Origin of the sequence: Sinorhizobium saheli, assembly GCF_001651875.1 — a bacterium.
Classification (GTDB): Bacteria; Pseudomonadota; Alphaproteobacteria; order Rhizobiales; family Rhizobiaceae; genus Sinorhizobium; species Sinorhizobium saheli.
This window is the reverse complement of sequence record NZ_LNQB01000076.1, coordinates 75,131-101,681: the sequence shown is the minus strand read 5'-3', so window position 1 is coordinate 101,681 and position 26,551 is coordinate 75,131. Positions and strand designations below refer to the sequence as shown.

The following is a 26,551-nucleotide window of genomic DNA, read 5'->3' as shown; positions in this document are numbered from 1 at the left end:
GCAACTGAACTCCAACGCTGACCAAACCGATCCCGAAACGGGCCGCGACCTCGCGGCGCCGATGGCCGGCGTCTTGCCCGTGGCGGGCACGGCGCGCGACCGGAATACCCTCAGACGCAACGCAACAGGAGGATAGCCATGCGACTGAAATCCCTCTCGATCCTGGTTTTCGCCGCCACGGCGCTCGGCGGCCTCGAAGCCCGGGCGGCCGGCGAACTCAACCTCATCTGCTCGGCCGACGTCGTCATCTGCGAGCAGTTGAAAGCCGATTTCGAGATGACCCACGACATCAAGGTGAACATGGTCCGACTATCCTCCGGCGAAACCTACGCCAAGGTCCGGGCCGAGGCCCGCAACCCGAAGACCGATATCTGGTGGGGCGGCACGGGCGACCCGCATTTGCAGGCAGCGTCGGAGAACCTGACGCTCGAATACAAGTCGGCGGCGCTCGACCAATTGCATGACTGGGCGAAGAAGCAGGCGGAAAGCTCCGGCTACCGCACGGTTGGTGTTTATGCCGGTGCCCTCGGCTGGGGCTACAACACCGACATCTTCAAGGCCAAGGGCTTCAAGGAGCCGGCCTGCTGGGCGGATCTGCTTGCCCCGGAGCTCAAGGGCGAAATCCAGATCGCCAATCCGAACTCCTCGGGCACCGCCTATACCGCGCTCGCCTCGCTCGTGCAGATCATGGGCGAAGACGAGGCCTTCGACTATCTCAAGAAGCTGAATGCCAACGTCTCGCAATACACCAAATCCGGCTCGGCGCCGGTGAAGGCGGCGGCCCGCGGCGAGACCGGCCTCGGTATCGTCTTCATGCATGATGCCGTCGCGCAAGCGTCCGAGGGCTTCCCGGTCAAGCCCGTGGCACCCTGCGAAGGCACCGGCTACGAGATCGGCTCGATGTCGATCATCAAGGGTGCGCGAAACCTCGACAATGCCAAGGCCTGGTACGACTGGGCGCTGTCGCCGGAAGTCCAGTCGCGCATGAAGGACGCGAAGTCCTTCCAACTGCCGTCGAACAAGTCCGCTGAAGTGCCGAAAGAGGCGCCGAAGTTCGAGAGCATCAAGCTGATCGACTACGACTTCAAGACCTATGGTGATCCGGCCAAGCGCAAGGAGTTGCTGGGACGCTGGGATCGCGAGATCGGCGCTGTCGCCAACTGAGCCGAAATCGGCTTGCCGGCATTCGGGCGGCAATGCCCGGATGTCCGGCGTCTTCCTGACAATTCCTACGTGACGAGAGCGAGGTTCGCCATGATGAATGGCAATCGCAGACTGGACATCGTCCTTGCTTTGGGGGCCGCGGCGCTGACGCTCGTGCCCTGGTACAGGATAGAGGGCGGCTTCTTCGGTTTCGGCTGGCTTGCCGATTTCCCCTCAGGTGCGCAGACGGCACCCGGATTGCTGCAGATTTTCACCCATGGCAGGACCTGGCTTGTCGGCGTCTTGCTGTTGTTCGCCGTCGGCTGCCTCGCTCGCGGCATGTGCCACCCGATGCGGCGTGGCCTGGTCCTGGCCGCCGCGGGCGGGCTGGGCCTTCTGTTCCTCGCCGCCCAGGGACTGGCAATCGGGTTCGCCGGCTGGACCTGGACGATCAGCGAAGCGCTGTTCGGCACGCTTTCGGACGGTCAGCCATCCATGGGAGCGGGGGCGGCGCTGATGGCGCAGGTCTTCGTCTTGCTGTTTGCCTTCGGCCTCGCGGAACGCGGCGCGATGAAGGGCGATGCCTTCATCGTGGGAGCGATCTCGACCCTCGTCTTCCTTGTCGCGGTATTTGTCTTCTACCCGATCGGCAGCATGTTCATCGGCGCCGTTCAGGATTTCGACGGCTCGTTCAATCCCACTGACTTCGTTCGAAACCTGCAGGATCCGGGCATCTGGAGCCTCGGCTGCGTCCTCGGGGCAGAAGTTTGCGGGGTGGCGTGGCGCACCTTGTTCCTGGCGATCATGACCGCGCTCGGCTCGACCTTGCTCGGTCTCGCCTTCGCGCTCGTCGCGACACGCACCCGCTTTCCGTTCAAGAAGGGCCTGAGATTGCTGACGGTCCTGCCGATCATCACGCCGCCCTTCGTCATCGGCCTGGCCTTGACGCTGCTGTTCGGCCGCGCCGGCGTGGTGACCGAGGCCTTGTCCAGCCTGTTCGGCGTCGAACCGGGCCGCTGGCTCTACGGCATGACCGGCATCTGGATCGCCCAGGTTCTCTCCTTCACGCCGATTTCCTTCCTGGTGCTGATCGGCGTGGTCGAGGGGGTCAGCCCGTCGATGGAGGAGGCCTCGCAGACGCTTCGCGCCGACCGCTGGCGCACCTTCCGCCGCGTCTCGCTGCCGCTGATGAAGCCGGGCCTCGCCAATGCCTTCCTGATCGGCTTCATCGAGAGCATGGCCGATTTCGGCAACCCGCTGGTGCTTGGCGGCAGCCATGGCGTGCTTTCGACCGAGATCTTCTTCGCCGTGGTCGGCTCGCAGAACGATCCCGCGCGGGCGGCGGTGCTCGCCATCGTGCTCCTCTGCTTCACGCTTTCGGCCTTCCTGGCGCAGCGTTTCTGGCTCTCCGGCAAGAATTTCGCCACCGTCACCGGCAAGGGCGACAGCGGTGCCCATCTCGCCCTGCCGCGCGGGCTGTCGATCGGCGTGCATGCGGTTGTCATCCCGTGGATGGTCTTCACCCTGGTGGTCTACGGCATGATCCTCGTCGGCGGCTTCGTCAAAACCTGGGGCCTCGACAATTCCCTGACGCTCGACCATTACGCCCGCGCCTTCTCCGTCGGCTTCGACAATGGCGGGATCGCCTGGACCGGGGTCGCCTGGAACTCCTTCTGGACGACCATGGAGATCGCGCTGATCTCGGCGCCGCTGACGGCGATCGTCGGTCTGCTCACCGCCTATATCATCGTCCGCCAGAAATTCGCCGGCCGCAACGTCTTCGAGTTCGCGCTGATGATGAGCTTCGCCATTCCCGGCACCGTCATCGGCGTCAGCTACATCATGGCCTTCAACCTGCCGCCGGTGGAGATGACGGGCTCGGCCCTGATCCTCGTCGCCTGCTTCGTCTTCCGCAACATGCCGGTGGGCGTGCGCGGCGGCATTGCCGCCATGAGCCAGCTCGACAAGAGCCTGGACGAGGCGTCGCTGACGCTGAGGGCCGGCAGCTTCCGGACGATCCGCAAGGTGATCCTGCCGCTGCTGCGGCCGGCCATCAACGCCGCGCTCGTCTATTCCTTCGTACGGGCGATCACCTCGATCAGTGCCGTCATCTTCCTCGTCAGCGCCGAATACAACATGGCGACGTCCTACATCGTCGGTCTCGTCGAGAACGGCGAATACGGCGTGGCGATCGCCTATTCCTCGATGCTGATCGTCGTGATGATCACCGTCATCACCGGCTTCCAGCTCCTCGTCGGCGAGCGGCGGCTGCGCCGCGAGAACCGCGTCGCCGGCCTCTCCCAAACTTCACCCATTTCCGTTCGTCAGGAGAAAACCGCATGACTATCGTCAAACCCGGTTCCGTCGTTTTCGAGAATGTCCGCAAGAGCTTCGGTTCGTTCACAGCCATTCCCGATCTGTCGCTCACCATCGAGCCCGGCACGCTGGTGACCCTGCTCGGTCCCTCGGGCTGCGGCAAGACCACGACCCTTCGCATGCTTGCCGGCCTCGAACATCCGACCTCGGGCCGCATCCTGATCGGCGGCAAGGACGTGACGATGCTGCCGGCCAATGCCCGCGACGTCTCGATGGTATTTCAGTCCTATGCGCTTTTCCCGCACATGACCGCGCTCGACAACGTCGCCTATGGGCTCGAGTCCTCCGGGCTCAGCAGGAGGCAGGCGCGGGCGAAGGCGGATGACGGCCTGAAGCTCGTCGGCCTTGCCGGCATGGGCGAGCGCCTGCCGGCCGAGCTTTCCGGGGGCCAGCAGCAGCGCGTGGCGGTGGCCCGCGCGCTGGTTCTCGAACCGCAGGTGCTGCTCCTCGACGAGCCGCTCTCCAACCTCGATGCGCGGCTGCGCCGCAAGGTCAGAACCGACATTCGCGAACTGCAGCAACGGCTCGGCTTCACCGCCGTCTATGTCACGCATGACCAGGACGAGGCGCTCGCCGTCTCCGACCGGATCATCGTGATGAAGGATGGCGAGATCAGTCAGTCCGGTACGCCGCGCCAGCTTTACGAAGCCCCGGCCTCGCCCTTCATCGCCGACTTCATGGGTGAGGCGAATGTCGTTGCCTGCGAGGTCGTCGCTACCGAGGGCGAACAGACGATCGTCCGGGTCGGCGGTCTCGAGCACCGGCTGCAGGGACGCAACGCGAAGCCGGGTGCGGCCAAGCTCGCCATACGCCCGGGCGCAATCACCCTGGATGCCGACAACGGGACGGGCATCAAGGGGCGGGTGTTGCACTCGGCCTATCTCGGCGATCATATCGAATACGAGGTGGAAACCGATGTCGGCCCCTTGTTCATCGTCGACCACGCCGTCGATCGCGGCTTTTCGCCTGACGCCGATGTCACGCTCGGCCTCAAAAACCGTGGCGTTGCGCTGATCACGGCGTAATCTTCTCTCACTCGGAAGGAAAAATAGCATGACCATGCATGAAGCGGGCCTTGATCAGCGCTTTGCCCTGGCCCAGTCGATTGCCGAGGAAGCGGGCGCGCTCGCCCTCGACTACTTCAACAAGCGCGACACGCTGGTGATCGAGACCAAGCGCGATCCGCAGGATGTCGTTTCGATCGCCGACCGCAACGTCGAGACGCTGATCCGCGAGCGCGTGGCCGCCCGGTTTCCGGCGGACGGGTTCCTCGGCGAGGAATTCGGCCATGTGGACGGCACCTCCGGCTATACCTGGGCCGTCGACCCGATCGACGGCACCGCGCCATTCGTCAACGGCCTGCCGACCTGGTGCGTGTCGATCGCAGTGCTCCACGGGGGCGTGCCGGTGATCGGCGTCATCCATGTCCCGTGTGATGGCGAGATCTATGCTTCGGCTGCCGGCAGAGGCGCGAGCCTCAACGGAGCGAAACTCAACCTCGACCCGTCGCGCACCATCCAGAACGCCATCACCGGCATCGGCTGCAACAACTATGTCGCACCGGAGCGGGTCGGCCAGATCATTGCCGCGCTGCTCGCGATGGGCGGCAACTTCATCCGCAACGGCTCGGGGGCGCTGATGCTCGCCTATGTCGCGGCCGGTCGACTGGTCGGCTACTACGAGCCGCACATGCGCGCCTGGGACTGCATGGCCGGCTACTGCCTCGTCAAGGAAGCCGGCGGCGACTACCTGACCTTTCCGACCGAGGGCGAAGCGTTGCTGGAGGGTCATCCGGTGCTTGCCAGCAATCGGAGCGTCTATGGCGACCTGCTGGCGCTTCATGGCTGAACCGCGCCCGTCCGCCCAGGCGCTCCTCGGCACCTGGCGCGTTTTGCACCCAGGTGGATTCACCTGACGTCGCATGAAATGCAGGGGTTCGAAGCGCTACAGCGAGCTTTGCGCGTCTGACAAGACGCGCGGCGCTGCAGAAACCTGGAGCGCGTCGGAGACAAATTCCCAGAGAGCTCCGATCGCGCCCGAGGAAAGGCCCTTTCCCCCGGCTACGAACAAACCGAATTCGACGAGGGGGGCCGGCGGCATGCCGTCGGCGGCACCCAGGACCTTCATCGTGTCGTGCCGTATGCCGACGTCGAGCAGCACCGCGACGCCGAGACCCGCTTCGATGGCGGATTGGATGGAGGAGAGGCTGGCGCTGGTCAGTACCGTGCGCCAGGGTTTCGCGATCGCGTCGAGGGCGCCGATCATCCTGCGGTCCCAGGTGCAGGTGCCATCGAAGGTGATAAGCGGCAGCGGCTCCTGGTCCGGCACGACGAAGCCGCGCGCCGCCACCCACTTCAAGGGCATGCGCCAGGTACGCGCCGGCGCCGCGCTGATCTCCGCCGGGTCGCCAATGGCGACGTCGACGAGCCCGAGCGCGAGCTTCTGCGAAAGCGCCGGGCTGTCGGCGACGGCGAGATCGAGCGCCACATCGGGGTAGGACGCGGCAAAGCGCTGCAGCGCCTTCGGCAGCGCGCCGACGGCAATGTCTTCGGTCATGCCGAAGCGGATGGGCCCATGCGGAGCACGGCCCGAAAGCGCGCGGCGGGCGCTCGCGCTCAAGCCCAATATCTTCTGCGCATAGGGAAGGAGAACGTGGCCGGCCTCGGTCAAGTCCATGCCGCGCGGCCCGCGTGTGAGCAGCTTCACCCCGAGATCGTCCTCCAGCCGGCGCAATTGCATGCTAACGGCGGACTGGGTTCTCGCCAGTCGGACGGCGGCGGCACTGACGCTGCCGCATTCCGCCGTCGCAACGAAGGCGCGCAGCAACCCTGTCTCCAGATCTCGCATATCAGCATCCCTTATATCATCATCAAGATTATCAGCATTCCTCAATGCTACGGCTTTGCTATTCCTGATCAAGAGGAAAGCGAGGGATTTCGAACATGACCGACCTGAAGAGCGCTGAGGGCGAAGCCTGGACCGCCGCGGCAAAGGCGGCAGGCGAGCGCGGGCAGAGGTATCTCGCGATCGTCTTCTGCCTTCTTTCCATGTCGAGCATCCAGTTCGGCGCGGCATTTTCGAAGCCGGTGATGCAGGAGCTCGGATCCTTCGGCGCGACCTGGCTGCGGCTTTGCTTCGCGGCCCTCGCGCTCGCGCTTTTCGTCCGCCCGCCTCTCCTCAGCTATGGGAAGCGGCAATGGATCGCCGCGGCGGCGCTCGGCACCGCCATGGCGATGATGACGCTCTCCTTCTTTGCCGCGATCGAGCGCATTCCCCTTGGCCTCGCCGTCGCCATCGACTTTCTCGGCCCGCTGACGGTTGCCACGTTCTTTGGCGGCGGCCGATGGCGCCTCGTCTGCCCGGCGATTGCGGCGGCCGGCGTTCTGTGCCTCTCCTGGGACGGCAGCGCCTGGGTCGGGGACAGGCTCGGCGTGCTTTTCGCGCTGGGCGCCGCTGTCGGCTGGGGCAGCTACATCGTCCTGATGAAACATGCCGGCCGAGAGTTCACCGGGCTCGAAGGCCTGTCCGTCTCGCTGCTCTTCGCCGCCCTCGTGGCGACGCCGTTCGGCCTGCATCGGGCCGCGCTCGGGCTTTCGCCCGATCTCATCCTTGCGACCGGGCTCCTCGCCCTCCTCGTGCCGCTGCTTCCCTATGCCCTGGAATTCGTCGCACTCCGCTGGATGAAGGCGTCGGCCTTCGGCATCCTGATGAGCCTCGAACCCGCCATCGGCGCCGGCGCCGGCTTCATCGTGCTTGGGCAGGACCTGACGCCGAGCCAGATGCTCGGCGTGGCGCTGGTGGTCACCGCAAGCGCCGCCGGCACGATGTCGAGCCAGGCCTGACGGGCAATAAGCATGAGAAGCGCGTGCTGCAGGCGGATAAGCGGAACTCATGCCGCCATCAGAATTATTCCATTCCTTGATCCCCCGTCGCCTTGCTAATCCCTGGCCGACGATCAAGGTCCGCCCCCCCGCGGGCGAACCCGGGCCGCCTCTGTTTAAAGGAAGTCAGCATGAGCATGTTTAGCCATATCACCGTCGGCTGCACCGACCTGGAGCGGTCGGCGCGTTTCTATGACGCCCTGCTCCTCCCGCTTGGGCTCGCCCGGCGGCCGGTCGTGCCGGATGGAGGGCCGGAGGCGGCGTGCTGGACAGTCCCGGGGCAGGTGCTGCCCCGCTTCTTCGTGTTCCGGCCCTACGACGGAAAACCGATGAGCGCCGGCAACGGCTCGATGGTTGCCTTCCTCGCGCCATCGCCCGCGGCGGTAGACCATGCCTATGCAGAGGCGCTGGCGCACGGCGGCAAGGACGAGGGGACGCCCGGCCCGAGGCCGCGCTACGGCGAAGGTTACTATGGCGCCTATCTTCGCGATCCGGACGGCAACAAGATTCACATCGCCCACCGCGGCGACATTTCGTAAAAAGCGTCCCCGGCGGTGGCGGCAGAGGGCGGCCATTCGTCGTCATCAGAGGAGCGATCTGCACATGGAGATAAACGGCATTCCGTTTGGCGTGACTGACTGGTCGGACATCGAGGCGGCGGAGCATAAGGGAGAGACGGGCCTCGCCTATTGGCGCACGAGGCAGTTCGGAGCCCTGCGCGTTCGCGTCGTCGAATATACGCCCGGCTACCTTGCCGACCACTGGTGCTCCAAGGGCCACATTCTCTATTGCCTCGAGGGGGAGCTGCATACCGAACTGAAGGACGGAAGGCGGTTCGTGCTGAAGCCCGGAATGAGCTATCAGGTGGCCGATAATGCGGAGCCCCATCGTTCCTTCACACCGGTGGGCGCCAAGCTCTTCATCGTCGATTGATTGCTGCGCCCAAAAAAGCGTAAGCCGCTGTCACGCCCGGCCGGGCTTCTTGTCTTCCCATCGGAGACTGCCACGATGCGCAAACTTCTTCTTGCTCTCGCCGCCTGGCATGCCGGCAACGGCGCTTTCATGCTGGCTGCGCCAGAGGCCTGGTACGAGTTCGTTCCCGGGGTCACGGAGACCGGCGCAATCAATCTCCATTTTATCCGGGATATCGGTCTCGGTTTCCTGGCCGCTGCCGCCGGGATCTTTCTCGCTGCCACGCGCGACGCCGACCGGCAGATCCTTGTTCCGGCCGTCGTCTTCCTCGGCGGACATGCCGGCTTTCATGCCGCAGAGATGCTCACCCATGGGACGACAGCGGTGGCCGCCTTCCGCGACATCGCCCTGATCGTCGTTCCGGCCCTGCTGCCGCTCTCAGGCATCCTCGCCGCGGGCGCCCGCGTGAGGAGCGGCCGATGATCGCCGCCCTCCTCAAGCGCCAGTTCGCCAAATTCCAGCGAAGGTACAAGTACGATGCAGCCTATCTCTGCGAGATCGCCGACCTCGACGCGATCGGCGCATTGAAGCTGGGACTGGCGACCGGGTTTACCGGCCATCGTTTCGGTGTTCCCAAAGAGGCCTATTTCGCCGCGAAGATCACGGGCGCCGAGTGGGCCGATTGCGGCTCCTGTCTGAACCTGGCGATCGCCATGGCGGTCGAAGCGGATATCCCCCGGGAGAGCATTGCTGCACTGCTGGTCGGCCCTGCCGCCAACGCACCGGAAGCGATGGCACTCGCGCGGCGATATGCTCGGGCAGTGATCGAAAACGATCCGTGTCTACCGGAGGTGCTCGAAGCCTGTGAGCGCCGCTGGGGGCGCCGCGGCGTTGCCGGCCTTGCGTCCGCGACCGTTTCGGGCCTCTTCTTCCCGCTGCTGAAGCGCGGACTCGGTTATGGCAACGCATGCGAGCCGATCTATAGGGAACTACGGTCCCGCATGGGGGATGCCGGCGTGGATGCGGGAACAAGTGAACGGACGTCGTGAGGCTGGGGCTCACGTAGCCGCCGACCTTTCTCGCACGTCTCTGCAGCGCCTGGGGCATCCCGTCGGTCAAGGATGATCGTGAAGAAGGGCCTGACCTCGCAGGACCGGAAGGCTTTGGTTCGGCCCGCGGCAAAAGGCGGTGAAATTCGTTTGCCTAACGAAGGCAGGGGTACCAAACTGGCTGAAAAGCGCCTTTCGGCACCCACGGCCGCGGCCATCCCCGACAGTGAAGGGAGAAGCGAATGGCTCCTGGACACACAAGCACAAGCGGGCCCGATCTGGCGGGCGGAATCAAACTTGCCGACCTTCCCGACGGAGGCAGGCTGGTCGGCCATTGCGGCGATGCGCAGGTGCTGCTCGTGCGCCGCGGGGCGGAAATCTTCGCCGTCGACGCGCACTGTACGCATTACAACGGCCCGCTCGTCGACGGACTCGTCGATGGCGACACGGTCCGCTGCCCGTGGCACCACGCATGTTTCAGCCTGAGGACCGGGGAGGCGCTGCGCGCGCCCGCCTTCAGCCCGCTGGCATGCTGGTCGGTGGAACAGCGCGACGGCCATGTCTTTGTGGTCGGCAAGCGCAAGCGCGGAGAACCGACTGCCGCTGTCGGAGCGATGCCGGAGAGGATCGTCATCGTCGGCGGCGGCGCGGCCGGCTTTGCCGCCGCCGAGAGGCTGCGGCGCGAGCAATACCGCGGCAGCATCGTCATGCTCAGCGACGACGCGGCGCGGCCGGTCGACCGGCCGAACCTATCCAAGGACTATCTTGCCGGCAAGGCGCCGGCGAGCTGGGTTCCGCTCAGGGGGGAGAGCTATTATTCGAAAAACCAGATCGATCTCCGTCTCGGGACGCAGGCGGTTCGGATCGAGCCCGGCACCCGCGAGGTCATCCTCGCCGGCGGCGACGCCGTCCCATATGACAGGTTGCTGCTGGCGACCGGAGCGGAGCCGGTTCGCCTGACCATTCCCGGTGCCGACCAGCCCCATGTCCATACGCTGCGCTCCCTTGCGGACTGCGAGGCCATCATCGCGCGGGCCGCGACCGCGCGTAGCGCCGTCGTGCTTGGAGCGAGTTTCATCGGCCTCGAGGTCGCCGCGGCCCTGCGCGGTCGCGGCATCGACGTCCACGTGGTCGCGCCCGACAAGCACCCGATGGGGCGGGTTCTGGGGCCCGAGATGGGCGCCTTCATCCGGACCCTTCACGAGAAGAACGGCGTCGTCTTCCACCTCGAGGAGACGGCAAGCAGCATCGATGGCGAGGCGGTGAAACTCAGCGGCGGCGACCGGCTGGCCGCCGACCTCGTTGTCGCCGGCATCGGCGTGCGGCCACGCACGGGGCTTGCCGAAACGGCGGGGCTGGCAACCGACCGCGGCGTCCTCGTGAATAGTTTCCTTGAGACCAGCCGGCCGGAGATTTTCGCGGCCGGAGATATTGCCCGCTGGCCCGATCCCCACTGCGGCGAGAACATTCGCGTCGAACATTGGGTGGTCGCCGAGCGGCAGGGGCAAACTGCTGCGCTCAATATGCTCGGCCGGCGCGAGAGGTTCACGGCCGTGCCCTTCTTCTGGAGCCGGCATTACGACGTCAGGATCAATTATGTCGGCCATGCCGAAGGGTGGGACGAAATCACGGTCGAGGGCGACATTTCCGGCAGGGATTGCCTCATGCGCTTCAAGCGCGACGGACGCCTGTTGGCTGCCGCTTCGATCTCCCGCGACATCGAAAACCTGATGATCGAGGTGGCGATGGAGTGTGAAACGGCGGCGTGAAGACATCACGCTGCGCAATCAGATGCCCGATTGCATGATCCGCGTAAGCCACTCGGCGAAAATCCTCGCCAGGCGGCGTTGGCTGCCCGATTTCGGATAGGCGAGATAGTGACCGATGTAGCGCGTGTCGCGACACCTGCCTGCGAAGGGCCGCACCAGCTTTCCGTTCTCCAATTCGCGGCGCGCCAGCACGTCCGATTCGAGTGCGACGCCCAACCCGTTGGCGGCGGCGTCCACCGCAAGGAAGCTTCTGTCGAAGCTCATCGTCGGCGCGGGCGGCCGCCCGAGGTCGTTCGCCTCGAACCAGTCGATCCACTGGATGCGCTTCAGATCGCTGCGTATGAGCGGCTGCCGCAGGAGGTCGCGGGGCGAATCGAGTCTTCTGGCGACTTCCGGCGAACAGAGCGGAGCGACGATCTCCTCTCCGAGCGGAATGACGATGAGGCCCTCGCGATCGAGCGGCTCGCCATAGACGATGTCCGCATCGAAAAGCCCGTCCACGAAGCGGGCATAGGCGGTGCTGGCGGCGAACCGCACTTCGATGCCGGGGTTCTCCTTGAGAAACAGCGGCAGGCGCGGCGACAGCACCTGCGCGGCAAAACTCGGCGCGCAATGGACGCGCAGCAATTGCGCTTTTTTGGATGAAATGAGTTCAACGCCGCGGCGCAGCTCCTCAAAGGCGTTGGACGCATGGGTGAGCAGCGTCTGGCCTGCCAGCGTCAGTTCGACGTTGCGCGTCGTCCGTTCGAAGAGGCTGGCGCCGAGGTCGCGCTCGAGTCGCGTGATCGCATGGCTGATGGCGCTCGGCGAAAGCCTCAGTTCCTCGGCTGCGGCCCGGAAGGAGCCGAGGCGGGCGGCCGACTCGAAGATGCGCATGGAGGAAAGAGAAATCATGTTCAGCATCCGATTAGTGAAGCAGAGTCATCTACCGGTGTAAACTTGGCGTTTGAAGCAGACCGCCCGTTCATTCAATTCTCTCCCCATCGAAGCGGCCGACCGCCATGCGGACGAAGAGGACCTGAGGCTTCGGGAGGAGATCTGAATGCTATTGCTAGGAAAGACCGCTGTCATTTCGGGCGCGGCAAGCAAGCGCGGCATCGGCCGCGCCACGGCCGAGCTTTTTGCGGAGAACGGCGCCCGGGTCGCCATCCTGGACATCGATGCGGCAGCGGCCGGCGAAGCGGCGTCCACCCTCGCACCGGTCGGGCAAGGCGGCCACATCGGCCTTAGCTGCGACGTCACGGATCGGGCGTCGTGCAAGGCTGCGGCCGAGGCGGCCATCGAGGCGTTCGGCGCGGTCGACGTGCTCGTCAACAATGCCGGCATCACGCAGCCCGTGAAGACGCTCGAGATTTCCGACGCGGACTGGCAGCGCATCGTCGCCGTCAACATGACGGGCGTCCTGAACCTCAGCCAGGCCTTCATTCCGAACATGCGCGACAATGGCGGCGGATCGATCGCCTGCATGTCGTCGGTCTCCGCCCAGCGTGGAGGCGGCATCTTCGGCGGGCCGCACTATTCGGCAGCCAAGGCCGGCGTTCTTGGGCTTGCCAAGGCCATGGCGCGCGAATTCGGCCCGGCAGGCATCCGCGTCAATTCGGTGACGCCCGGTCTCATCCAGACCGATATCACCGGCGGCAAGCTCACCGAGGAGATGCGGGCGGACATCCTCAGGGGCATCCCCCTGAACAGGCTCGGCGAGGCGCGCGATGTCGCCAGCATCTACCTGTTCCTCGCTTCCGACCTGTCGGCCTACGTCACCGGCGCCGTGATCGACGTCAACGGCGGAATGCTGATCCACTGATCCCCGCGACTTCCAGCCAGTACCACGGAAGGAGGAGAGGAATGGCCGACATCGGTCACAATGTGAGCTTGAGCGAGCGCGCGAGACGCATCCGGCGCAACGCGCTCCGGATGGGCGAGGTCCAGGGGCAGGGCTACATTGCGCAGGCGCTCGGCGTCGCCGACGTGCTCGCCGTCTCGTATTTCCACGCCACCAGCTATCGTCCGGAGGACCCGGAGTGGGAGGGCCGCGATCGGTTCCTGCTGTCGATCGGCCATTACGCAATCGCGCTCTATGCCGCCCTGATCGAGGCGAAGATCATCCCGGAAGACGAGCTCGAGACCTACGGCACCGACGATAGCCGGCTGCCGATGTCCGGCATGGCGGCCTATACGCCCGGCATGGAGATCACCGGCGGGTCGCTTGGCCACGGGCTCGGCATCGCCGTCGGCATGGGGCTGGCGCTGAAGCGCAAGGGCTCGAAATCATTCGTCTACAATCTCTTCTCGGACGGCGAGCTGGACGAGGGCTCGACCTGGGAGGCGGCGATGTCGGCCGGTTCCTACAAGCTCGACAACCTGATCGGCATCGTCGACGTCAACCAGATGCAGGCCGACGGGCCGTCGCTCGGGGTGATGAACTTCGAGCCGCTTGCACCGAAGTTCGAGGCTTTCGGCTGGTTCGTGCAGCGCGTCGACGGCAACGACATAGACGCGCTGGTGACGGCCTTCGATGCCGCCCGGCACCACGCTGGAGCCCAGCCGCGATTGATCATCTGCGACACGAAAATGGCCAAGGGCGTGCCATTCCTGGAGGCGCGCGAGCGCAACCACTTTCTGCGGGTCGAGCCGCATGAATGGGCCGAAGCCCTGAAAATCATCGATGCGGGAGCCGTGGCATGAGACGTTCCAAATATATTCGGCCGGAGCACTTGCAAAATGGCGGCGGTGCGCCGCGGCTTACCACTTCCGCGATGATCGCATCGATTGCCGGGCCGGACCAGCCGACGAAGCCGGCGCCGTTCGGGCACACGCTGGCAGCCGTTGCGGAAAGGAACGCCCGCATTGTCGGTCTTTCCGCCGACCTCGCCAAATACACCGACCTGCACATCTTCCGCGCTGCCCATCCCGACCGGTTCTACCAGATGGGGATGGCCGAGCAGCTCCTGATGATGGCGGCGGCCGGCATGGCACGGGAAGGTTTCCAGCCGTGGGTCACCACCTATGCGGTCTTTGCCTCACGACGCGCCTATGACTTCATCTGCCTCGCGATCGCCGAGGAGATGCTGGACGTCAAGATCGTCTGCGCGCTGCCCGGCCTCACCACCGGCTATGGCCCCAGCCATCAGGCGACCGAGGACATCGCGATGTTCCGCGGCATGCCGAACCTGACGATCATCGACCCCTGCGACGCGCACGAGATCGAGCAGGCGGTCCCGGCGATCGCCGCCCGCAAGGGGCCGGTCTACATGCGGCTGCTGCGCGGCAACGTGCCGCTCGTGCTCGATGAATACGGCTACGAGTTCGAGCTCGGCAAGGCGAAGCTGCTCCGGGACGGACGGGACACGCTGATCATCTCGTCCGGCCTGATGACGATGCGGGCGCTGGACGCGGCCAAGGAACTCCAGAGGGACGGTGTCGACGCGGCCGTGCTGCACGTTCCGACCATCAAGCCGCTCGACGAGGCGACGATCCTTGCGGAGTGCAGAAGGGCCGGCCGCCTTGTCGTCGTCGCCGAGAACCACACGGTCATCGGCGGGCTTGGCGAGGCCGTGGGCGCCACGCTCATGCGCTCGGATGTCCGCCCCGCGGCCTTCCGGCAAATCGCACTTCCGGATCAGTTCCTGGAGGCGGGCGCCCTGCCGACGTTGCACGACCGATACGGGCTTTCGACCGGCAAGGTCGTGTCGGCGATCAAGGGGTGGCTCGACGAATAGGGGGCAATCCGGCTTGGAGGAGCCGGATCGCCTTCGATGTAAGCACTTGAGGAGGAGACAATGAGCTTGCAACTTCACAGACGTACGTTTCTCGCATCGGCCGTGGCGGCTCTTGCCGCGCCGGCGCTCGTCAGCACCATCCGCCCCGCCAGGGCCGAAACGACCTTGACGCTCGGTCACGGCGCGGCACCCGGAAACCCGCGGACCGTCGCGGCCGCCAAATTCGCAGAGCTGGTGGCCGAGAAGACGTCGGGGCGCGTCAAGATCAATGTCGCGGGGGCGGAGACGCTCGGCAGCGACGCCGCCATGTTGACGAGCCTGCGCACCGGGGCACTGGACTTCACGGCAAACAGCCAGGGCGCCACATCGGCCCTGGTGCCGGAACTGGCGGCGCTCGGCCTACCCTTCCTGTTCGAGAGCACCGAGAAGGCGATGAAGCTTCTCAACGGCGCCATCGGAGAGGAGTTGAACAAGCGCTTCGAAGCGGTCGGCGTGGTTCCGCTCGACTGGTGGGACAACGGCATCCGCCACCTCACCAATTCGAAGCGCAAGGTCGTGGCGCCTGGCGATGTTTCCGGCATGAAGATTCGCACGCCGGCGGATCCGATGACCATCGACATCTTCGAGACGCTCGGCGCGACGACGGAGCAGATCGCCTTCGGCGAACTCTATATCGCGCTGCAGCAGGGCGTCGTCGACGGGCAGGAGAATCCGCTCGCCAACATCGAGAGCTCGAAGCTCTACGAGGTCAATCGCTATATCAGCCTCACCGCACACAAGTGGGAATCGACGCCGTTCCTGATGTCGAAGATCGCGGAGGCGCGACTTGGAAGCGACCTCGAGGCGGTGAAAGCGGCAGCCAGGGAGGCGGGCGAGCTGCAGCGAAAACTCTCCAACGAGAAAGCGTCGGAGGTTCTGGCCGCCTTCAAGGGCAACGCGAATGTCGAAGTCGTCGACGTGGATCGCGAGGCCTTCGTGAAGGCGACGGCGGCCGTTGCCGATGTCTGGAAGAAGAAGCCGTTCGGCGATTTCGTCGGCCAGATCGAAGCGGAGGCGAGGGCGTAGCCGCCCTCGCCAGACCGGAGCGCCGCCATGCTTATGCTGCTGCAACTCGTCGCCATCGTCGAGAAGGTCATCGTGCGGCTCGCCCGCTTCGTCGTGATCGCAAGCGGGATCGCACTCACCCTCGTCACCACGGGCAATGTGGTCGCCCGCTACACGCTGAGCGGGGGCGGCTTCTCCTTCGCGCAGGAGCTGCCGATGCTGATCTTCCCCTGGTTCATTCTGGCGGGCATCGTTCTCGCCGCGCATATGGGCGGACACATGGCGGTCGAATGGCTCTACGACAAGCTGGGCGGGCGGCGCCGGAGCGCCGCCTTCGTGTTCGCGAGTGCGGTCAGCGCCTCGGCCTTCCTGGTGCTCGGCTATCAGGCCATCGTCGTGGCGGAGATCGCGGGCGTCGAACACAGTCCCGTCCTGCAACTGCCGAACAGCGTTGGATACTACTCGCTCGCCGTCGGCGCCTTCCTCGTCGCCATCGTCACGATCGCCGTCGCGGTGAGGGTGCTTCGTTTCGGCTGGGAGCAGCGGACCCGGATCGGGGCAGAGGAGATGCCGCTATGACGCTGATGATGATCCTTTCGTTCTCCATTCTCATGGTCCTCGCCGTGCCGGTCGGCTACGCCCTCATTATTGCCGCTGGCATCGGCGTGCTTTTCAACGGCTACGTGCCGCTGTCGATCGTCGCGCAGCAGGTCTACGACCAGACGCAGTCATTCCCCATGCTGGCGCTGCCATTTTTCATGCTCGCCGGAACGCTGATGCTCGGAGGCGAACTCGGCCGGCAGCTCCTGGAGCTGGCGTCGAAGGCGATGCAGCGGTGGCGCGGCGGGCCGCTGTCGACGACGGTCGTCTCCTCCGTCGTCTTCGGCGGGGTATCGGGCTCGGCCGTCGCCAATGCCAGCGCGCTCGGCTCGGTGCTCATTCCCTGGCAGAAGAAGCAGGGGTATCCGCCGGCGCTCTGCGCCGCAAACAATGCGACCTCGGCGGTCATCGACGTCCTGATCCCGCCGTCGATCCCGATGATCCTCTATTCGCTGATTAGCGGCGTCAGCGTCGGCAACCTGTTTCTGGCGGGATTCCTGCCCGGCCTCATCATGGCGGCGAGCTTCGTCTTCGTCTGTTGGCTCGTGTCGGTTCGGCGGGGATATGATGCGCAGGCGGTGAAGGTGAAGAAGAGTGAGCTGGCGATGCTGGCGCTCAAGAGCTTTCCGGCGATTCTGCTGCCCGTCCTGATCGTCCTGTTCCTGCGCTTCGGTTTCGCCACCCCGACCGAGGTGGCCGTGCTGTCGGTCGTCTATTCCCTGTTGCTCAGCCTGTTGTTTTACCGCGACCTGACATGGACGCGGTTCTGCGAGAATGTGGTCGAGGCCGGCGTTGCGACCGGCGTCGTCATGCTCGTCATCATGGGAAGTGCCGCCGTCGGCTGGGTCCTCACCTTCGACCAGGCGCCGCAACAGATGGCGGCATGGGTGGCGAGCAACATCTCGAGCCCCGTCCTCATCATCCTGCTGATGAACGTGCTGATGCTGATCGTCGGCATGCCGCTCGACATGCCGCCGGCAATCCTGCTGCTCGGCCCAATCTTCGTGCCTCTTGCAGACGCCATCGGTCTCGACCGTGTGCAACTCGGCCTGATGATGGTGATCAACCTTGGCATCGGCCTCTACACGCCGCCGATCGGCACGACCCTGTTCATCTCGTCTTCGATCGCCAAGGCTCCGCTCGGCGCGACGACGCGGGAACTCTGGCCGTTCTTCGGCATGGCGATGCTGCTCCTGCTCGGCGTCAGCTTCATTCCCGGCCTGACGCTTTATTGACAGCGACGCACGGCGCGCCCAGGTCCGCGGCCTGGACCCGCCCGCCGCAGCAATCGGTCAGCGCTTGGGGGTGCGATGCACAATTAGCCTTTGTCATCCGTCCGCTTTGGACAAATACTCAAGGCTTGGCTTCGCAGCGGGATCGGACATTCATGGCGGGCGCCGAAGGTATCACGGTTTACAAGGACCTCTTGCTGTTCCTCGGCACGGCGGGCGTGATCGTGCCGCTTTTCATACGCTGGAGGATGAGCCCGGTGCTTGGCTTCCTTGCGGCCGGGTTGGCGCTCGGTCCCTTCGGCCTCGGCGCCCTGGCGACTGAGGTTCCCTGGCTTTCGGCCGTGTCGATCAGCGATGCGGAACAGATATCGGGCCCCGCCGAGTTTGGCGTGGCGTTCCTTCTGTTCATGATGGGGCTGGAGCTGTCCTGGGAACGGCTCGCAAGAATGCGCAAGCTCGTTTTCGGCCTTGGGTACCTGCAGGTGATCCTGTCGTCGCTCGTGCTCGGCCTGATCGCCCTGGCGCTTGGCCAGACGCCGGCAGCGGCAGCCGTGCTTGGGACGTCATTGGCCCTCTCCTCCACGGCACTCGTCCTGCCTTCGCTCGCCGAACGCAAGCGGCTCGCCTCGGTGGTCGGGCGCGCCTCCTTCGCGGTCCTCCTGTTTCAGGACCTTGCCGTCGCCCCGCTGTTGATTCTGGTCGCATTGCTTGACGCGCGCAACGGCGCTGCCGCTGCCTCCAGCCTGATCTACGCCATTGCCCCGGCAGTCGCCGGCCTGGTGGCCGTGCTCGGCCTCGGACGCCTCATCCTGCGTCCGCTCTTCGGCCTGGTGGCCGCGGCCAAGAACAATGAGCTGTTCGTGGCCGCCTGTCTCCTGGTCGTGGTCGGGTCGGGGCTTATCGCCGTCGCCACCGGCCTGTCGATGTCTCTCGGGGCGTTCGTCGCGGGTCTGCTGCTTGCCGAGACGGAGTATCGTCGACAGGTCGAGGTGGCGATCCAGCCCTTCCAGGGTCTGCTGCTCGGGCTTTTCTTCGTCTCGGTCGGCGCCAAGCTCGACCTCACGCAGATCCTTGCGAGCCCGCTGCCGACGCTGAGTGTGGCTTGTGCGTTCGTCGCCGTCAAATTCCTGATCCTGTGGCCGGTTGCCAGCCGTTTCGACCTCTCCCGACGGCGTGCGCTGGAACTGGCGCTTGTGCTCAGCCCGGGCGGGGAGTTCGCGCTCGTGGTGATCGGGGCCGCGATCGGCCACGGCATCGTGCCGGAGCCCGTGGGGACGACCGCAATGGTCGCGACCACCCTTTCGATGTTCACGATCCCGCTCATGATCCGGTTCTCGGAGAACCTCTCTGCCCGTGGTCGCGAAGATGAGGCGAGTCTGGCAGCGCTCGCGCCGGACGTGAAGGACCGCGCGGAGCGGGCGATCATCGCCGGATACGGGCGCGTCGGCGATCTCGTCGGCCAGATGCTCGCCAGGCACAAGGTCCCGTTTCTGGCCGTCGACGGCAATCCGGCTCTCGTCGCTCGCGAGCGAGACCGGGGAGTGATGATCTATTACGGCGATGCGACGAAAGCCGAACTGCTCCGACGTTGCGGAATTGCCTCGGCCCCCGCCCTGATCGTGACGATGGACAACCCGGCGGCGGTGGAGTCGATCGTTGCGGCCGCGCGTGCGGAGCGGCCCGACCTCGTCATCGTCGCTCGCGCCCGCGACGCAGAGCACGCGGCCAAGCTTTACGGCATCGACGTGACCGATGCCGTACCCGAAACCATCGAGGCGAGCCTTCAGCTTTCCGAAGCGGTCCTGATCAGCCTCGGCATTCCCGCAGGGCCGGTGATCGCCTCGATCCACGAAAAGCGCGACGAATTCCGCAAGGTACTGCAGGGTCCGGAAAAGAGTGGCAAAGTACGCAGGGCAATTCGCCTTTCCACGCGAAACGCCGAAAGTCGAAAGGGCCCGGGATCGTCATGATCGGGGTTCGGTTCCAGGCGCCTGGCGCGGGTTTTGCACGAGCCGGCGCCCGCCGGGCAATCCGCTGAACTACGCTCCATAAGTATCGGTTTCGGAACAGAAACTGCGCTGTTAATCTCCTCCCAGGGAGTGCCAGGAAGATTGGGAGGTCGTTCCGGCAATGTCTAGTCTATCGCTCACGCTTGCCGCCTTTTGCACGGCGATGCTCGCCGCGCTGCCCTCCTGGGCGATGGAGGTGAAGGCGGCGGTGCTCAGGGTCGATCGTCCGGCGGGGCCGCCGATCTCGCGGCTTGACGCGCCGCCCGCCGATCTCGGTTTTGCCGGCGCCATGCTCGGCAACGAGGACAACCGCACGACCGGCGCCTTCACGGACACGGACTACACGCTGAAGACGCAGGCGGTCGCGCCGGACAAGGCGGCGGCCGCCCTCGATGCCCTGAAAGCCGAAGGCTTCGGCCTGATTGCGGTGATCGCCGACGGCGAGGTGCTGAAGGCGCTGGCCGACAGGGCCGGGCCCGATGTGCTGCTCTTGAACGCGGGTGCCCGCGACGAGGGGCTGCGCGACGCCGACTGCCGGGCCAATGTGCTGCATGTCTCGCCGAGCCGGGCGATGCTCAGCGACGGTGTCCTCCAGTTCCTGATGTGGAAGAAATGGCCGCGTATCCTGTTGATCCACGGCTCGCATCCCGAGGACAGGCTGCTCGCCGAGAGCTATCGCAAATCGGCCGCCAAGTTCGGTGCCGAGATCGTCGAGGTGCGTGAGTTCGTCGACACCGGCGGAGGTCGCCGCGCCGATACGGGCCATGTCCTGGTGCAGAAACAGATACCCGTCTTCACCCAGGATGCCGAGGATTACGACGTGGTCATCGCCGCCGACGAGGCGGGCGTCTTCGCGCCCTACCTTCCTTATCACACCTGGGATCCGAGGCCCGTCGCCGGCTCCGCGGGCCTTCGTCCGGTGTCCTGGCACGCCGCCCATGAATCCTGGGGCGCAACCCAGTTCCAGGGCCGCTTCGAGAAGCTCACCGGCCGCCCGATGCGCGAGGAGGACTATCAGGCCTGGCTTGCGATGCGGGTGATCGGCGAAGCGGTGACGCAATCCGGCAAGGTCGATCCGGCATCCGTGCGGGCCTACGCGCTGTCGAAGGATTTCGAGTTGGCGGCGTTCAAGGGCCAGAAGCTGACCTTCCGCCCTTGGAACGGGCAGCTGCGCCAGCCGATCCTTTTGACCGACGGCCGGGTGACCGTATCGGTTTCGCCGCAGGAGGGCTACCTGCACCAGCATTCGCCGCTCGACACGCTGGGCATCGACGCGCCCGAAACCGCCTGCCACGCTTTTGGAGGATAGAATGCCGAGATCGCTCCTGCTCCTGCCCGCCTTGATACTGATGCTGGCCGGTCCTGCCGCGGCCAACAAGGTCTTCGTCACCAATGAACGCGGCAACAGCGTCACCGTGCTCGACAGCGAAAGCTGGGAGGTGGTCGCCACCTTCCCGGCCGGCAACCGGCCGCGCGGCATCACCATCAGCCCGGACGGCAAGGAACTTTATGTCTGCGCCTCGGACGACGACACCGTCCGGGTCTTCGACCCCGAGACCTACAAGGAACTGCATACGCTGCCGTCCGGCCCGGACCCGGAGCTTTTCGCGCTCGCTCCCTCGGGCAATCCACTCTACATCGCCAATGAGGACGACAATCTGGTGACCGTCGTCGATGTGAAGACGCACAAGGTGCTGGCCGAAATACCCGTCGGGGTCGAGCCGGAAGGCGTTGCGGTCAGCCCGGATGCGAAGACGGTCATCAACACCTCTGAAACCACCAACATGGCGCATTTCATCGACGCCGTCAGCTACGAGATCGTCCACAACGTGAGGGTCGACCAGCGGCCGCGCTATGCGGAATTCACCGCCGACGGCAAGAAGCTTTACGTCAGCTCCGAGATCGGCGGCACCGTTTCGGTGATCGATCTGACCGCGGCCGAACCGGCAATCGTCAAGAAGATCAGCTTTGCAGTGCCGGGCATCCTGCCCGAATGGCTGCAACCGGTGGGCGTCAAGGCGACCAGCGACGGCTCGCGCGTCTTCGTGGCGCTCGGCCCGGCCAACCGGGTGGCGGTGATCGACGCCGGGACGGACGAGGTTCTCGATTACCTGCTCGTCGGGCAACGCGTCTGGCAGATGGCCTTCACCCCGGGCGAGGAGTTCCTGATCACCACCAACGGCAATTCCAACGACGTAAGTATCATAGACGTCAAGGCGGAAAAGGTGCTCCGCTCGGTGCAGGTCGGCGAGCAGCCCTGGGGGGTCGTCGTCGCCCCGGAGTGAGACGCAGTGGATAAACCAGTATCGGGAGGATTTTCATGGTGCATAGAACGATTGTCACGGCGTCGTCGGCGCTCTTTCTGGCAGGCCCGGCCTTTGCAGCACCGCTTTGCGGCGAGCTCGGCTTCGCCGGGCTGCTCGCCAAATGCAATCGCGGCGAGCCAATCGAGATAACGCTCGCCTCCGGCAAGCCGCTCGGCAAGGGGCCGGTGACGCTGCAGTCCGGCGCCTATTACGAAATGCGCATCACGGCGGACGGATCGGCGGAACTGGCAATCACCGGTGCGCCGTTCTTCCGGGCGATCTGGATGAACGAGATCGTCATCAACGGCATAGAAGTGCGGCCGATGGGGATCGACAGCCTCGAATTCGACGAGGCCGGCACGGCGACGCTCTCCTTCATCGCCATCAAGCCGGGCAGCTACGAGGTGAAGATTCCGGACACCACGAGCGACAGCCAGAAAGTTGAGATTTCCATCCAGTGAGGCGGTCTACGGCACCAATGGCCAATAGCCCGCCGACCCTCAATCCTCTAAGTCCGCGGACAGAGGGGCGCGCAAAGGGGCGAGACCGGCAAGTCCGGGGAGGAGAAGCAATGAAGGTTCTGAAATGGTTTCTGGCCGTGTGCCTGTTCGCATTCGCACCGGGGGCCGCCATGGCCGAGGACCTGCCGCAACTGCGGGCGGCGATGCTCGCCTCGGGCACCGTCAACTGGGAAATTTCGACCATCAAGACCCATGAATTCGACCGCAAGAACGGCTTCGAGCTCAAGGTCCAGGATTATGCCGACAACGGGGCGACGCGCGTCGCCTTCGAAGGCGGCGAGGCGGACACGATGGTGGCCGACTGGATCTGGGTTGCCTGTCAGCGCGCGGCCGGCAAGGACTATGTCTTCATCCCCTATTCGCGGGCGGTCGGCGGGTTGGTGGTCAAGGACGACAGCGGCATCAAGGCGCTGCCGGATCTTGCCGGCAAGAAGATCGGCATTGCCGGCGGGCCGCTCGACAAGAGCTGGCTGATCCTGCGCGCCTATGCCAAGCAGCAGCATGGCATGGACCTCGCCGCTGAGACCGAGCAGGTGTTCGGCGCGCCGCCGCTGATCTTCAAGTCGGCCTTTTCCGACGAGACTGCGGGCACGATCAATTTCTGGCATTTCCTGGCGAAGATGAAGGCCAAGGGCATGCGCGAGGTGATCTCCGTCGCCGATGCCGCAGCGGCGCTGAAGCTCGATCCCGACACGCCGCTGCTCGGCTATGTGTTGAAGGGCGAGTATGCGGCCGCCCATCCGGACATCGTGAAGGGGCTATACGAGGCATCGCGGGCGGCCAAGGAACTGCTGCGCAGCGACGACACCGCGTGGGAGGGCTTGCGTGACAAGATGAATGCGGGGAACGACGCCGAATTCACGGCGCTGCGCGAGGGTTATCGCGCCGGCATCCCGAGCGGCAGGCCGATTGACGAGGCGGCCGCCGACCGGTTCCTGCGGCTGATGGCGGACCTCGGCGGAGCGGAACTCGTCGGCAAGGCGACTAGCCTGCCCGATGGATTGTTCCTTCGCCTTGAGTAGGATGCTGCAATACCCCGCGCTGGTGCGCGCCACGTCGGTCGGGCTTCTGCTCGTGCTGTGGATAGCGGCGGCCGGTCTGACGGCCGACGCCTCCGTCCTGCCCCAGCCCTGGGCGCTATGGGCGCCCTTTGCCGAGGCGTCCGCTTCCGGTGCACTGCCCTATCACCTCGGCATGACCCTTTGGCGCGTGGTCTGCGCCTTCGTGCCGGCGATGGCGATCGGCGCGGCGATCGGCTTTCTCATGGGGCGCATGCCCGCCGTCGATCAATGGCTCGATCCGTGGCTCGTCGTGTTCCTCAACCTGCCTGCCCTCGTGCTGATCGTGCTGTGCTATCTCTGGATCGGGCTCAACGAGACCGCGGCGATCATTGCCGTGGTGCTCAACAAGGTCCCGAACGTCGCGACCATCCTGCGCGAGGGGGCGCGGGCCCTCGACCCCAATCTCGCCGCCATGGCCGGGGTCTATCGCATGCGGCAATGGGCGCGGTTGCGCCACGTGATCCTGCCGCAGCTTGCGCCTTTCATCGCCGGGGCCGCCCGCTCCGGCATCGCCGTGATATGGAAGATCGTGCTGGTGGTCGAGTTTCTCGGCCGCTCCAGCGGCATCGGTTTCCAGATCCACTTCTATTTCCAGCTCTTCGACGTGGCCATGGTGCTGGTCTATGCGCTTTCCTTCATCGGCGTGATGCTGTTGGTCGAGGCGCTGATCCTGCAGCCGTCCGAACGCCGGGTGCGGCGCTGGAGGACGGCGTGATCACGGTCGACGTCAGACGAAAGGCATTCGGCGGCGAGGAGGTCCTCAGCGACATCCGCTTCGAGATGGAAGCCGGCGAGACCATCGCCATCCTCGGCCCGTCGGGGATCGGCAAATCGACATTGCTCCGGTTGATCGCCGGCATCGATCGGGCGTTCGAGGGCGAGATCATCCGGCCGGAAAAGATCGCCATGGTGTTCCAGGAGCCGGTTCTCCTGCCATGGCGCAGCGTCGTCGAGAACCTGACATTGGTGCATCCCGGGCTCGGGACGCAAGCGGCGCTTTCGGCGCTGGAGCGGATGGGCATCGCCGACAAGGCCCGGCTCTTTCCCGGCCAGCTTTCGCTCGGCCAGCAGCGGCGGCTGGCGCTGGCGCGCGCCTTTGCCGGGCGGCCCGACCTGCTCGTGATGGACGAACCCTATGTATCCCTCGATCCGGCGACCGCCGAGGAAATGCTGGCGCTCACCGAGACGCTGATCGCCGAAGCCGGACCCGCCGTCATTCTCGTGACCCATTCGGATGCCGAGGCGCACCGGCTCACCCGGCGCCGGCTGCGCCTCGATGGGCGGCCAGCCACGATAGCGCGCGACCTGACGATAGGACCGGCAGCGGTCATCCCGGAGATGCATCATGACCGGGCTTGAGGTCAGCCATGTCAGCTACCGCTACGGCGCGCGCAAGGCGCTCGACGATGTCAGCTTCTCCGTGGAGGCCGGCCGGTTCTGCGCCCTGTTCGGGCCGAACGGTGCCGGCAAATCGACGCTCTTCGCTCTCCTCACCCGTCTGATCGTGACGGGCGAGGGCCGCATCCGGATCGGGGGCTTCGATATTGCCCGCACGCCGCGCGCGGCGCTCGCCCGCATCGGCGTCGTGTTCCAGCAACAGACCCTCGACCTCGACATGACGGTGCGCCGCAACCTTACCTATTTCGCCGGACTGCACGGACTGTCGGGCCGGTCCGCCGCCGAGGCGATCGACGCGGCGCTGGCGCAGCTCGGCATGGCCGAGCGGGCCGACGAGCAGGTGCGCGCCCTCAATGGCGGACACCGCCGCCGCATGGAGATCGCGCGGGCGCTGGTCCACCGCCCCGAGATCCTGCTGCTCGACGAACCAACGGTCGGGTTGGACGCGGCCTCCCGCCAGGCGATCACCGATCATGTGCATCTTCTCGCCGAACGCGGCCTCGCGGTGCTCTGGGCAACGCATCTGGTCGACGAGATCCAGGCGGCCGATCAGGTCGTGGTGCTGCATCGTGGAAAGGTCCTCAGCAACGGCACCGCCGGGGATCTCGCCGGCGGCCAGGGGGATGTCCGGGGGCTTGCCAAGGCCTTTCTGTCGATGACGGCCGAGGGCCGGGAGGTCCCCGCATGAAGGCATGGCTGACTGCGTTTGTCGTCATCGTCACCCGCGAAAACCTGCGCTTCGTTCGGCAAAGGGGCCGGTTTCTCTCGGCGCTCGTTCGACCCCTCGTCTGGCTGGTCGTCTTTGCCGCCGGCTTTCGCGCCGCCCTCGGCGTGTCGATCATCCCGCCCTATCAGACCTATATCACCTACGACGTCTATATCCTTCCCGGGCTTTGCGGGATGATCCAGCTCTTCAACGGCATGCAGTCGTCCCTGTCGCTGGTCTATGACCAGGAAATGGGGTCGATGCGGCTCCTGCTGACATCGCCCCTGCCGCGGTGGTGGCTGCTGTTCTCGAAGCTTGCCTCCGGCGTCATCGTCTCGATCCTCCAGGTGGCCGCGTTCCTCGCCATTGCGGCGCTTGCCGGGACGACCACGCCGCTCGTCGGCTATATTGCGGTGGTGCCGGCACTTGTGCTCAGCGGGCTGATGCTCGGCGCCTTCGGGCTGGTGATTTCGTCGACCGTTCGGCAGCTCGAGAATTTCGCCGGCGTCATGAACTTCGTGATCTTTCCGATGTTCTTCCTGTCCTCCGCGCTCTATCCGTTGTGGAAGATGGCGGAAAGCTCGCCGCTCCTGCGCGACATCTGCGCCCTCAACCCGTTCACCCATGCGGTCGAGCTGATACGCTTTGCGCTCTACGGCAAGCTCGATCTCACCGCGCTCCTATGGGTCAGCGCCTGTTTCGTCCTGTTCATGCTGGCCGCCCTCTGGGGCTATGAACCGGCCCGCGCCATGCTCCGCGCGAAGGCCTGATACGGACGACGCCGTCGCCGAAAACCGACACTTTCCGCTATGTTGCCGCCGGCTG

Annotated in this window: 27 protein-coding genes; 25 read left to right on the top strand and 2 right to left on the bottom strand. The window is 65.4% G+C overall.

The features are described 5' to 3' along the window. Positions 1-138 precede the first annotated feature (138 nt). The 4 genes from ATB98_RS17660 to ATB98_RS17645 all read left to right on the top strand — a co-directional run bounded on the left by ATB98_RS17660 (position 139) and on the right by ATB98_RS17645 (position 5,367). Positions 139-1,164 carry an ABC transporter substrate-binding protein gene (locus ATB98_RS17660; protein WP_066875796.1) on the top strand — a complete coding sequence of 342 codons (1,026 nt, stop codon included), beginning with the start codon at positions 139-141 and terminating at the stop codon, positions 1,162-1,164. 90 nt (positions 1,165-1,254) lie between these two features. Then, a complete protein-coding gene (locus ATB98_RS17655; RefSeq protein WP_066875795.1) occupies positions 1,255-3,486 on the top strand; it encodes an ABC transporter permease in 2,232 nt (743 codons plus the stop codon). Further along, complete coding sequence (locus ATB98_RS17650; RefSeq protein ID WP_066875794.1) at positions 3,483-4,544, top strand: ABC transporter ATP-binding protein; 1,062 nt, start codon at positions 3,483-3,485, stop codon at positions 4,542-4,544. Before ATB98_RS17655 ends, ATB98_RS17650 begins: the two co-directional genes overlap by 4 nt. Positions 4,545-4,572: 28 nt before the next feature. Next, the gene (locus tag ATB98_RS17645) at positions 4,573-5,367 is read left to right on the top strand and encodes an inositol monophosphatase family protein (RefSeq protein ID WP_066875793.1); all 795 of its coding nucleotides are present in this window, start codon (positions 4,573-4,575) and stop codon (positions 5,365-5,367) included. A gap of 96 nt (positions 5,368-5,463) precedes the next feature. Here the strand turns inward: ATB98_RS17645 and ATB98_RS17640 are convergent, their stop codons facing one another. Next, positions 5,464-6,366 carry a LysR family transcriptional regulator gene (locus ATB98_RS17640; RefSeq protein WP_066875792.1) on the bottom strand — a complete coding sequence of 301 codons (903 nt, stop codon included), beginning with the start codon at positions 6,364-6,366 and terminating at the stop codon, positions 5,464-5,466. 95 nt (positions 6,367-6,461) lie between these two features. On the opposite strand from ATB98_RS17640, the gene ATB98_RS17635 reads away from it, so the two are divergent. The 6 genes from ATB98_RS17635 to ATB98_RS17610 all read left to right on the top strand — a co-directional run bounded on the left by ATB98_RS17635 (position 6,462) and on the right by ATB98_RS17610 (position 11,130). After that, positions 6,462-7,361 (top strand): EamA family transporter, encoded by a 900-nt coding sequence (locus tag ATB98_RS17635; RefSeq protein WP_066875791.1) that lies wholly within the window; start codon positions 6,462-6,464, stop codon positions 7,359-7,361. A 170-nt stretch (positions 7,362-7,531) separates the two neighbouring features. Further along, on the top strand, positions 7,532-7,939 hold the full coding sequence (locus ATB98_RS17630) for a VOC family protein (RefSeq protein ID WP_407695295.1): 408 nt from the start codon (positions 7,532-7,534) through the stop codon (positions 7,937-7,939). A 64-nt stretch (positions 7,940-8,003) separates the two neighbouring features. After that, entirely contained in the window at positions 8,004-8,333 is a 330-nt protein-coding gene (locus tag ATB98_RS17625; RefSeq protein ID WP_066875790.1) for a DHCW motif cupin fold protein, read from the top strand. Positions 8,334-8,408: 75 nt separating this feature from the next. Continuing rightward, the gene (locus ATB98_RS17620; protein ID WP_066875789.1) at positions 8,409-8,795 is read left to right on the top strand and encodes a hypothetical protein; all 387 of its coding nucleotides are present in this window, start codon (positions 8,409-8,411) and stop codon (positions 8,793-8,795) included. Next, positions 8,792-9,361 carry a hypothetical protein gene (locus ATB98_RS17615; RefSeq protein WP_066875788.1) on the top strand — a complete coding sequence of 190 codons (570 nt, stop codon included), beginning with the start codon at positions 8,792-8,794 and terminating at the stop codon, positions 9,359-9,361. The genes ATB98_RS17620 and ATB98_RS17615 overlap by 4 nt, the downstream gene beginning before the upstream one ends. Before the next feature lie 242 nt (positions 9,362-9,603). After that, on the top strand, positions 9,604-11,130 hold the full coding sequence (locus ATB98_RS17610; RefSeq protein ID WP_066875787.1) for an FAD-dependent oxidoreductase: 1,527 nt from the start codon (positions 9,604-9,606) through the stop codon (positions 11,128-11,130). 18 nt (positions 11,131-11,148) lie between these two features. On the opposite strand, the gene ATB98_RS17605 is transcribed toward ATB98_RS17610, so the two are convergent. Then, positions 11,149-12,033 (bottom strand): LysR substrate-binding domain-containing protein, encoded by an 885-nt coding sequence (locus ATB98_RS17605; RefSeq protein ID WP_066875786.1) that lies wholly within the window; start codon positions 12,031-12,033, stop codon positions 11,149-11,151. A gap of 139 nt (positions 12,034-12,172) precedes the next feature. On the opposite strand from ATB98_RS17605, the gene ATB98_RS17600 reads away from it, so the two are divergent. The 15 genes from ATB98_RS17600 to ATB98_RS17530 all read left to right on the top strand — a co-directional run bounded on the left by ATB98_RS17600 (position 12,173) and on the right by ATB98_RS17530 (position 26,496). After that, complete coding sequence (locus ATB98_RS17600) at positions 12,173-12,934, top strand: SDR family NAD(P)-dependent oxidoreductase (RefSeq protein WP_066875785.1); 762 nt, start codon at positions 12,173-12,175, stop codon at positions 12,932-12,934. A gap of 41 nt (positions 12,935-12,975) precedes the next feature. Beyond that, positions 12,976-13,815 carry a transketolase gene (locus ATB98_RS17595; RefSeq protein ID WP_066875784.1) on the top strand — a complete coding sequence of 280 codons (840 nt, stop codon included), beginning with the start codon at positions 12,976-12,978 and terminating at the stop codon, positions 13,813-13,815. Beyond that, entirely contained in the window at positions 13,812-14,849 is a 1,038-nt protein-coding gene (locus ATB98_RS17590; protein WP_066875783.1) for a transketolase family protein, read from the top strand. The genes ATB98_RS17595 and ATB98_RS17590 overlap by 4 nt, the downstream gene beginning before the upstream one ends. A 60-nt stretch (positions 14,850-14,909) precedes the next feature. Next, positions 14,910-15,914, top strand: a complete 1,005-nt coding sequence (locus tag ATB98_RS17585; protein WP_066875782.1) for a TRAP transporter substrate-binding protein — start codon at positions 14,910-14,912, stop codon at positions 15,912-15,914. Positions 15,915-15,941: 27 nt separating this feature from the next. Further along, a complete protein-coding gene (locus tag ATB98_RS17580) occupies positions 15,942-16,472 on the top strand; it encodes a TRAP transporter small permease (RefSeq protein WP_066875781.1) in 531 nt (176 codons plus the stop codon). After that, on the top strand, positions 16,469-17,728 hold the full coding sequence (locus ATB98_RS17575) for a TRAP transporter large permease subunit (protein ID WP_066875780.1): 1,260 nt from the start codon (positions 16,469-16,471) through the stop codon (positions 17,726-17,728). The genes ATB98_RS17580 and ATB98_RS17575 overlap by 4 nt, the downstream gene beginning before the upstream one ends. A gap of 152 nt (positions 17,729-17,880) precedes the next feature. Continuing rightward, positions 17,881-19,695 (top strand): cation:proton antiporter domain-containing protein, encoded by a 1,815-nt coding sequence (locus tag ATB98_RS17570; protein ID WP_066875779.1) that lies wholly within the window; start codon positions 17,881-17,883, stop codon positions 19,693-19,695. 160 nt (positions 19,696-19,855) lie between these two features. Further along, positions 19,856-21,043: an ABC transporter substrate-binding protein gene (locus ATB98_RS17565; protein WP_066875778.1), complete on the top strand. Its 1,188-nt coding sequence runs from the start codon at positions 19,856-19,858 to the stop codon at positions 21,041-21,043. 1 nt (position 21,044) lies between these two features. After that, positions 21,045-22,019: a YVTN family beta-propeller repeat protein gene (locus tag ATB98_RS17560; RefSeq protein WP_066875777.1), complete on the top strand. Its 975-nt coding sequence runs from the start codon at positions 21,045-21,047 to the stop codon at positions 22,017-22,019. A gap of 35 nt (positions 22,020-22,054) precedes the next feature. After that, positions 22,055-22,501 (top strand): hypothetical protein, encoded by a 447-nt coding sequence (locus ATB98_RS17555; RefSeq protein WP_066875776.1) that lies wholly within the window; start codon positions 22,055-22,057, stop codon positions 22,499-22,501. A 110-nt stretch (positions 22,502-22,611) separates the two neighbouring features. Next, the gene (locus tag ATB98_RS17550; protein WP_066875775.1) at positions 22,612-23,583 is read left to right on the top strand and encodes an ABC transporter substrate-binding protein; all 972 of its coding nucleotides are present in this window, start codon (positions 22,612-22,614) and stop codon (positions 23,581-23,583) included. Further along, positions 23,558-24,337, top strand: coding sequence for an ABC transporter permease (locus ATB98_RS17545; RefSeq protein ID WP_066875774.1), 780 nt, complete (start codon positions 23,558-23,560; stop codon positions 24,335-24,337). The genes ATB98_RS17550 and ATB98_RS17545 overlap by 26 nt, the downstream gene beginning before the upstream one ends. Continuing rightward, positions 24,334-24,981, top strand: coding sequence for an ABC transporter ATP-binding protein (locus ATB98_RS17540; protein ID WP_066875773.1), 648 nt, complete (start codon positions 24,334-24,336; stop codon positions 24,979-24,981). Before ATB98_RS17545 ends, ATB98_RS17540 begins: the two co-directional genes overlap by 4 nt. Next, positions 24,968-25,708, top strand: coding sequence for an ABC transporter ATP-binding protein (locus tag ATB98_RS17535; RefSeq protein WP_066875772.1), 741 nt, complete (start codon positions 24,968-24,970; stop codon positions 25,706-25,708). The genes ATB98_RS17540 and ATB98_RS17535 overlap by 14 nt, the downstream gene beginning before the upstream one ends. Beyond that, positions 25,705-26,496, top strand: coding sequence for an ABC transporter permease (locus ATB98_RS17530; RefSeq protein WP_066875771.1), 792 nt, complete (start codon positions 25,705-25,707; stop codon positions 26,494-26,496). The genes ATB98_RS17535 and ATB98_RS17530 overlap by 4 nt, the downstream gene beginning before the upstream one ends. Positions 26,497-26,551: the final 55 nt, after the last annotated feature.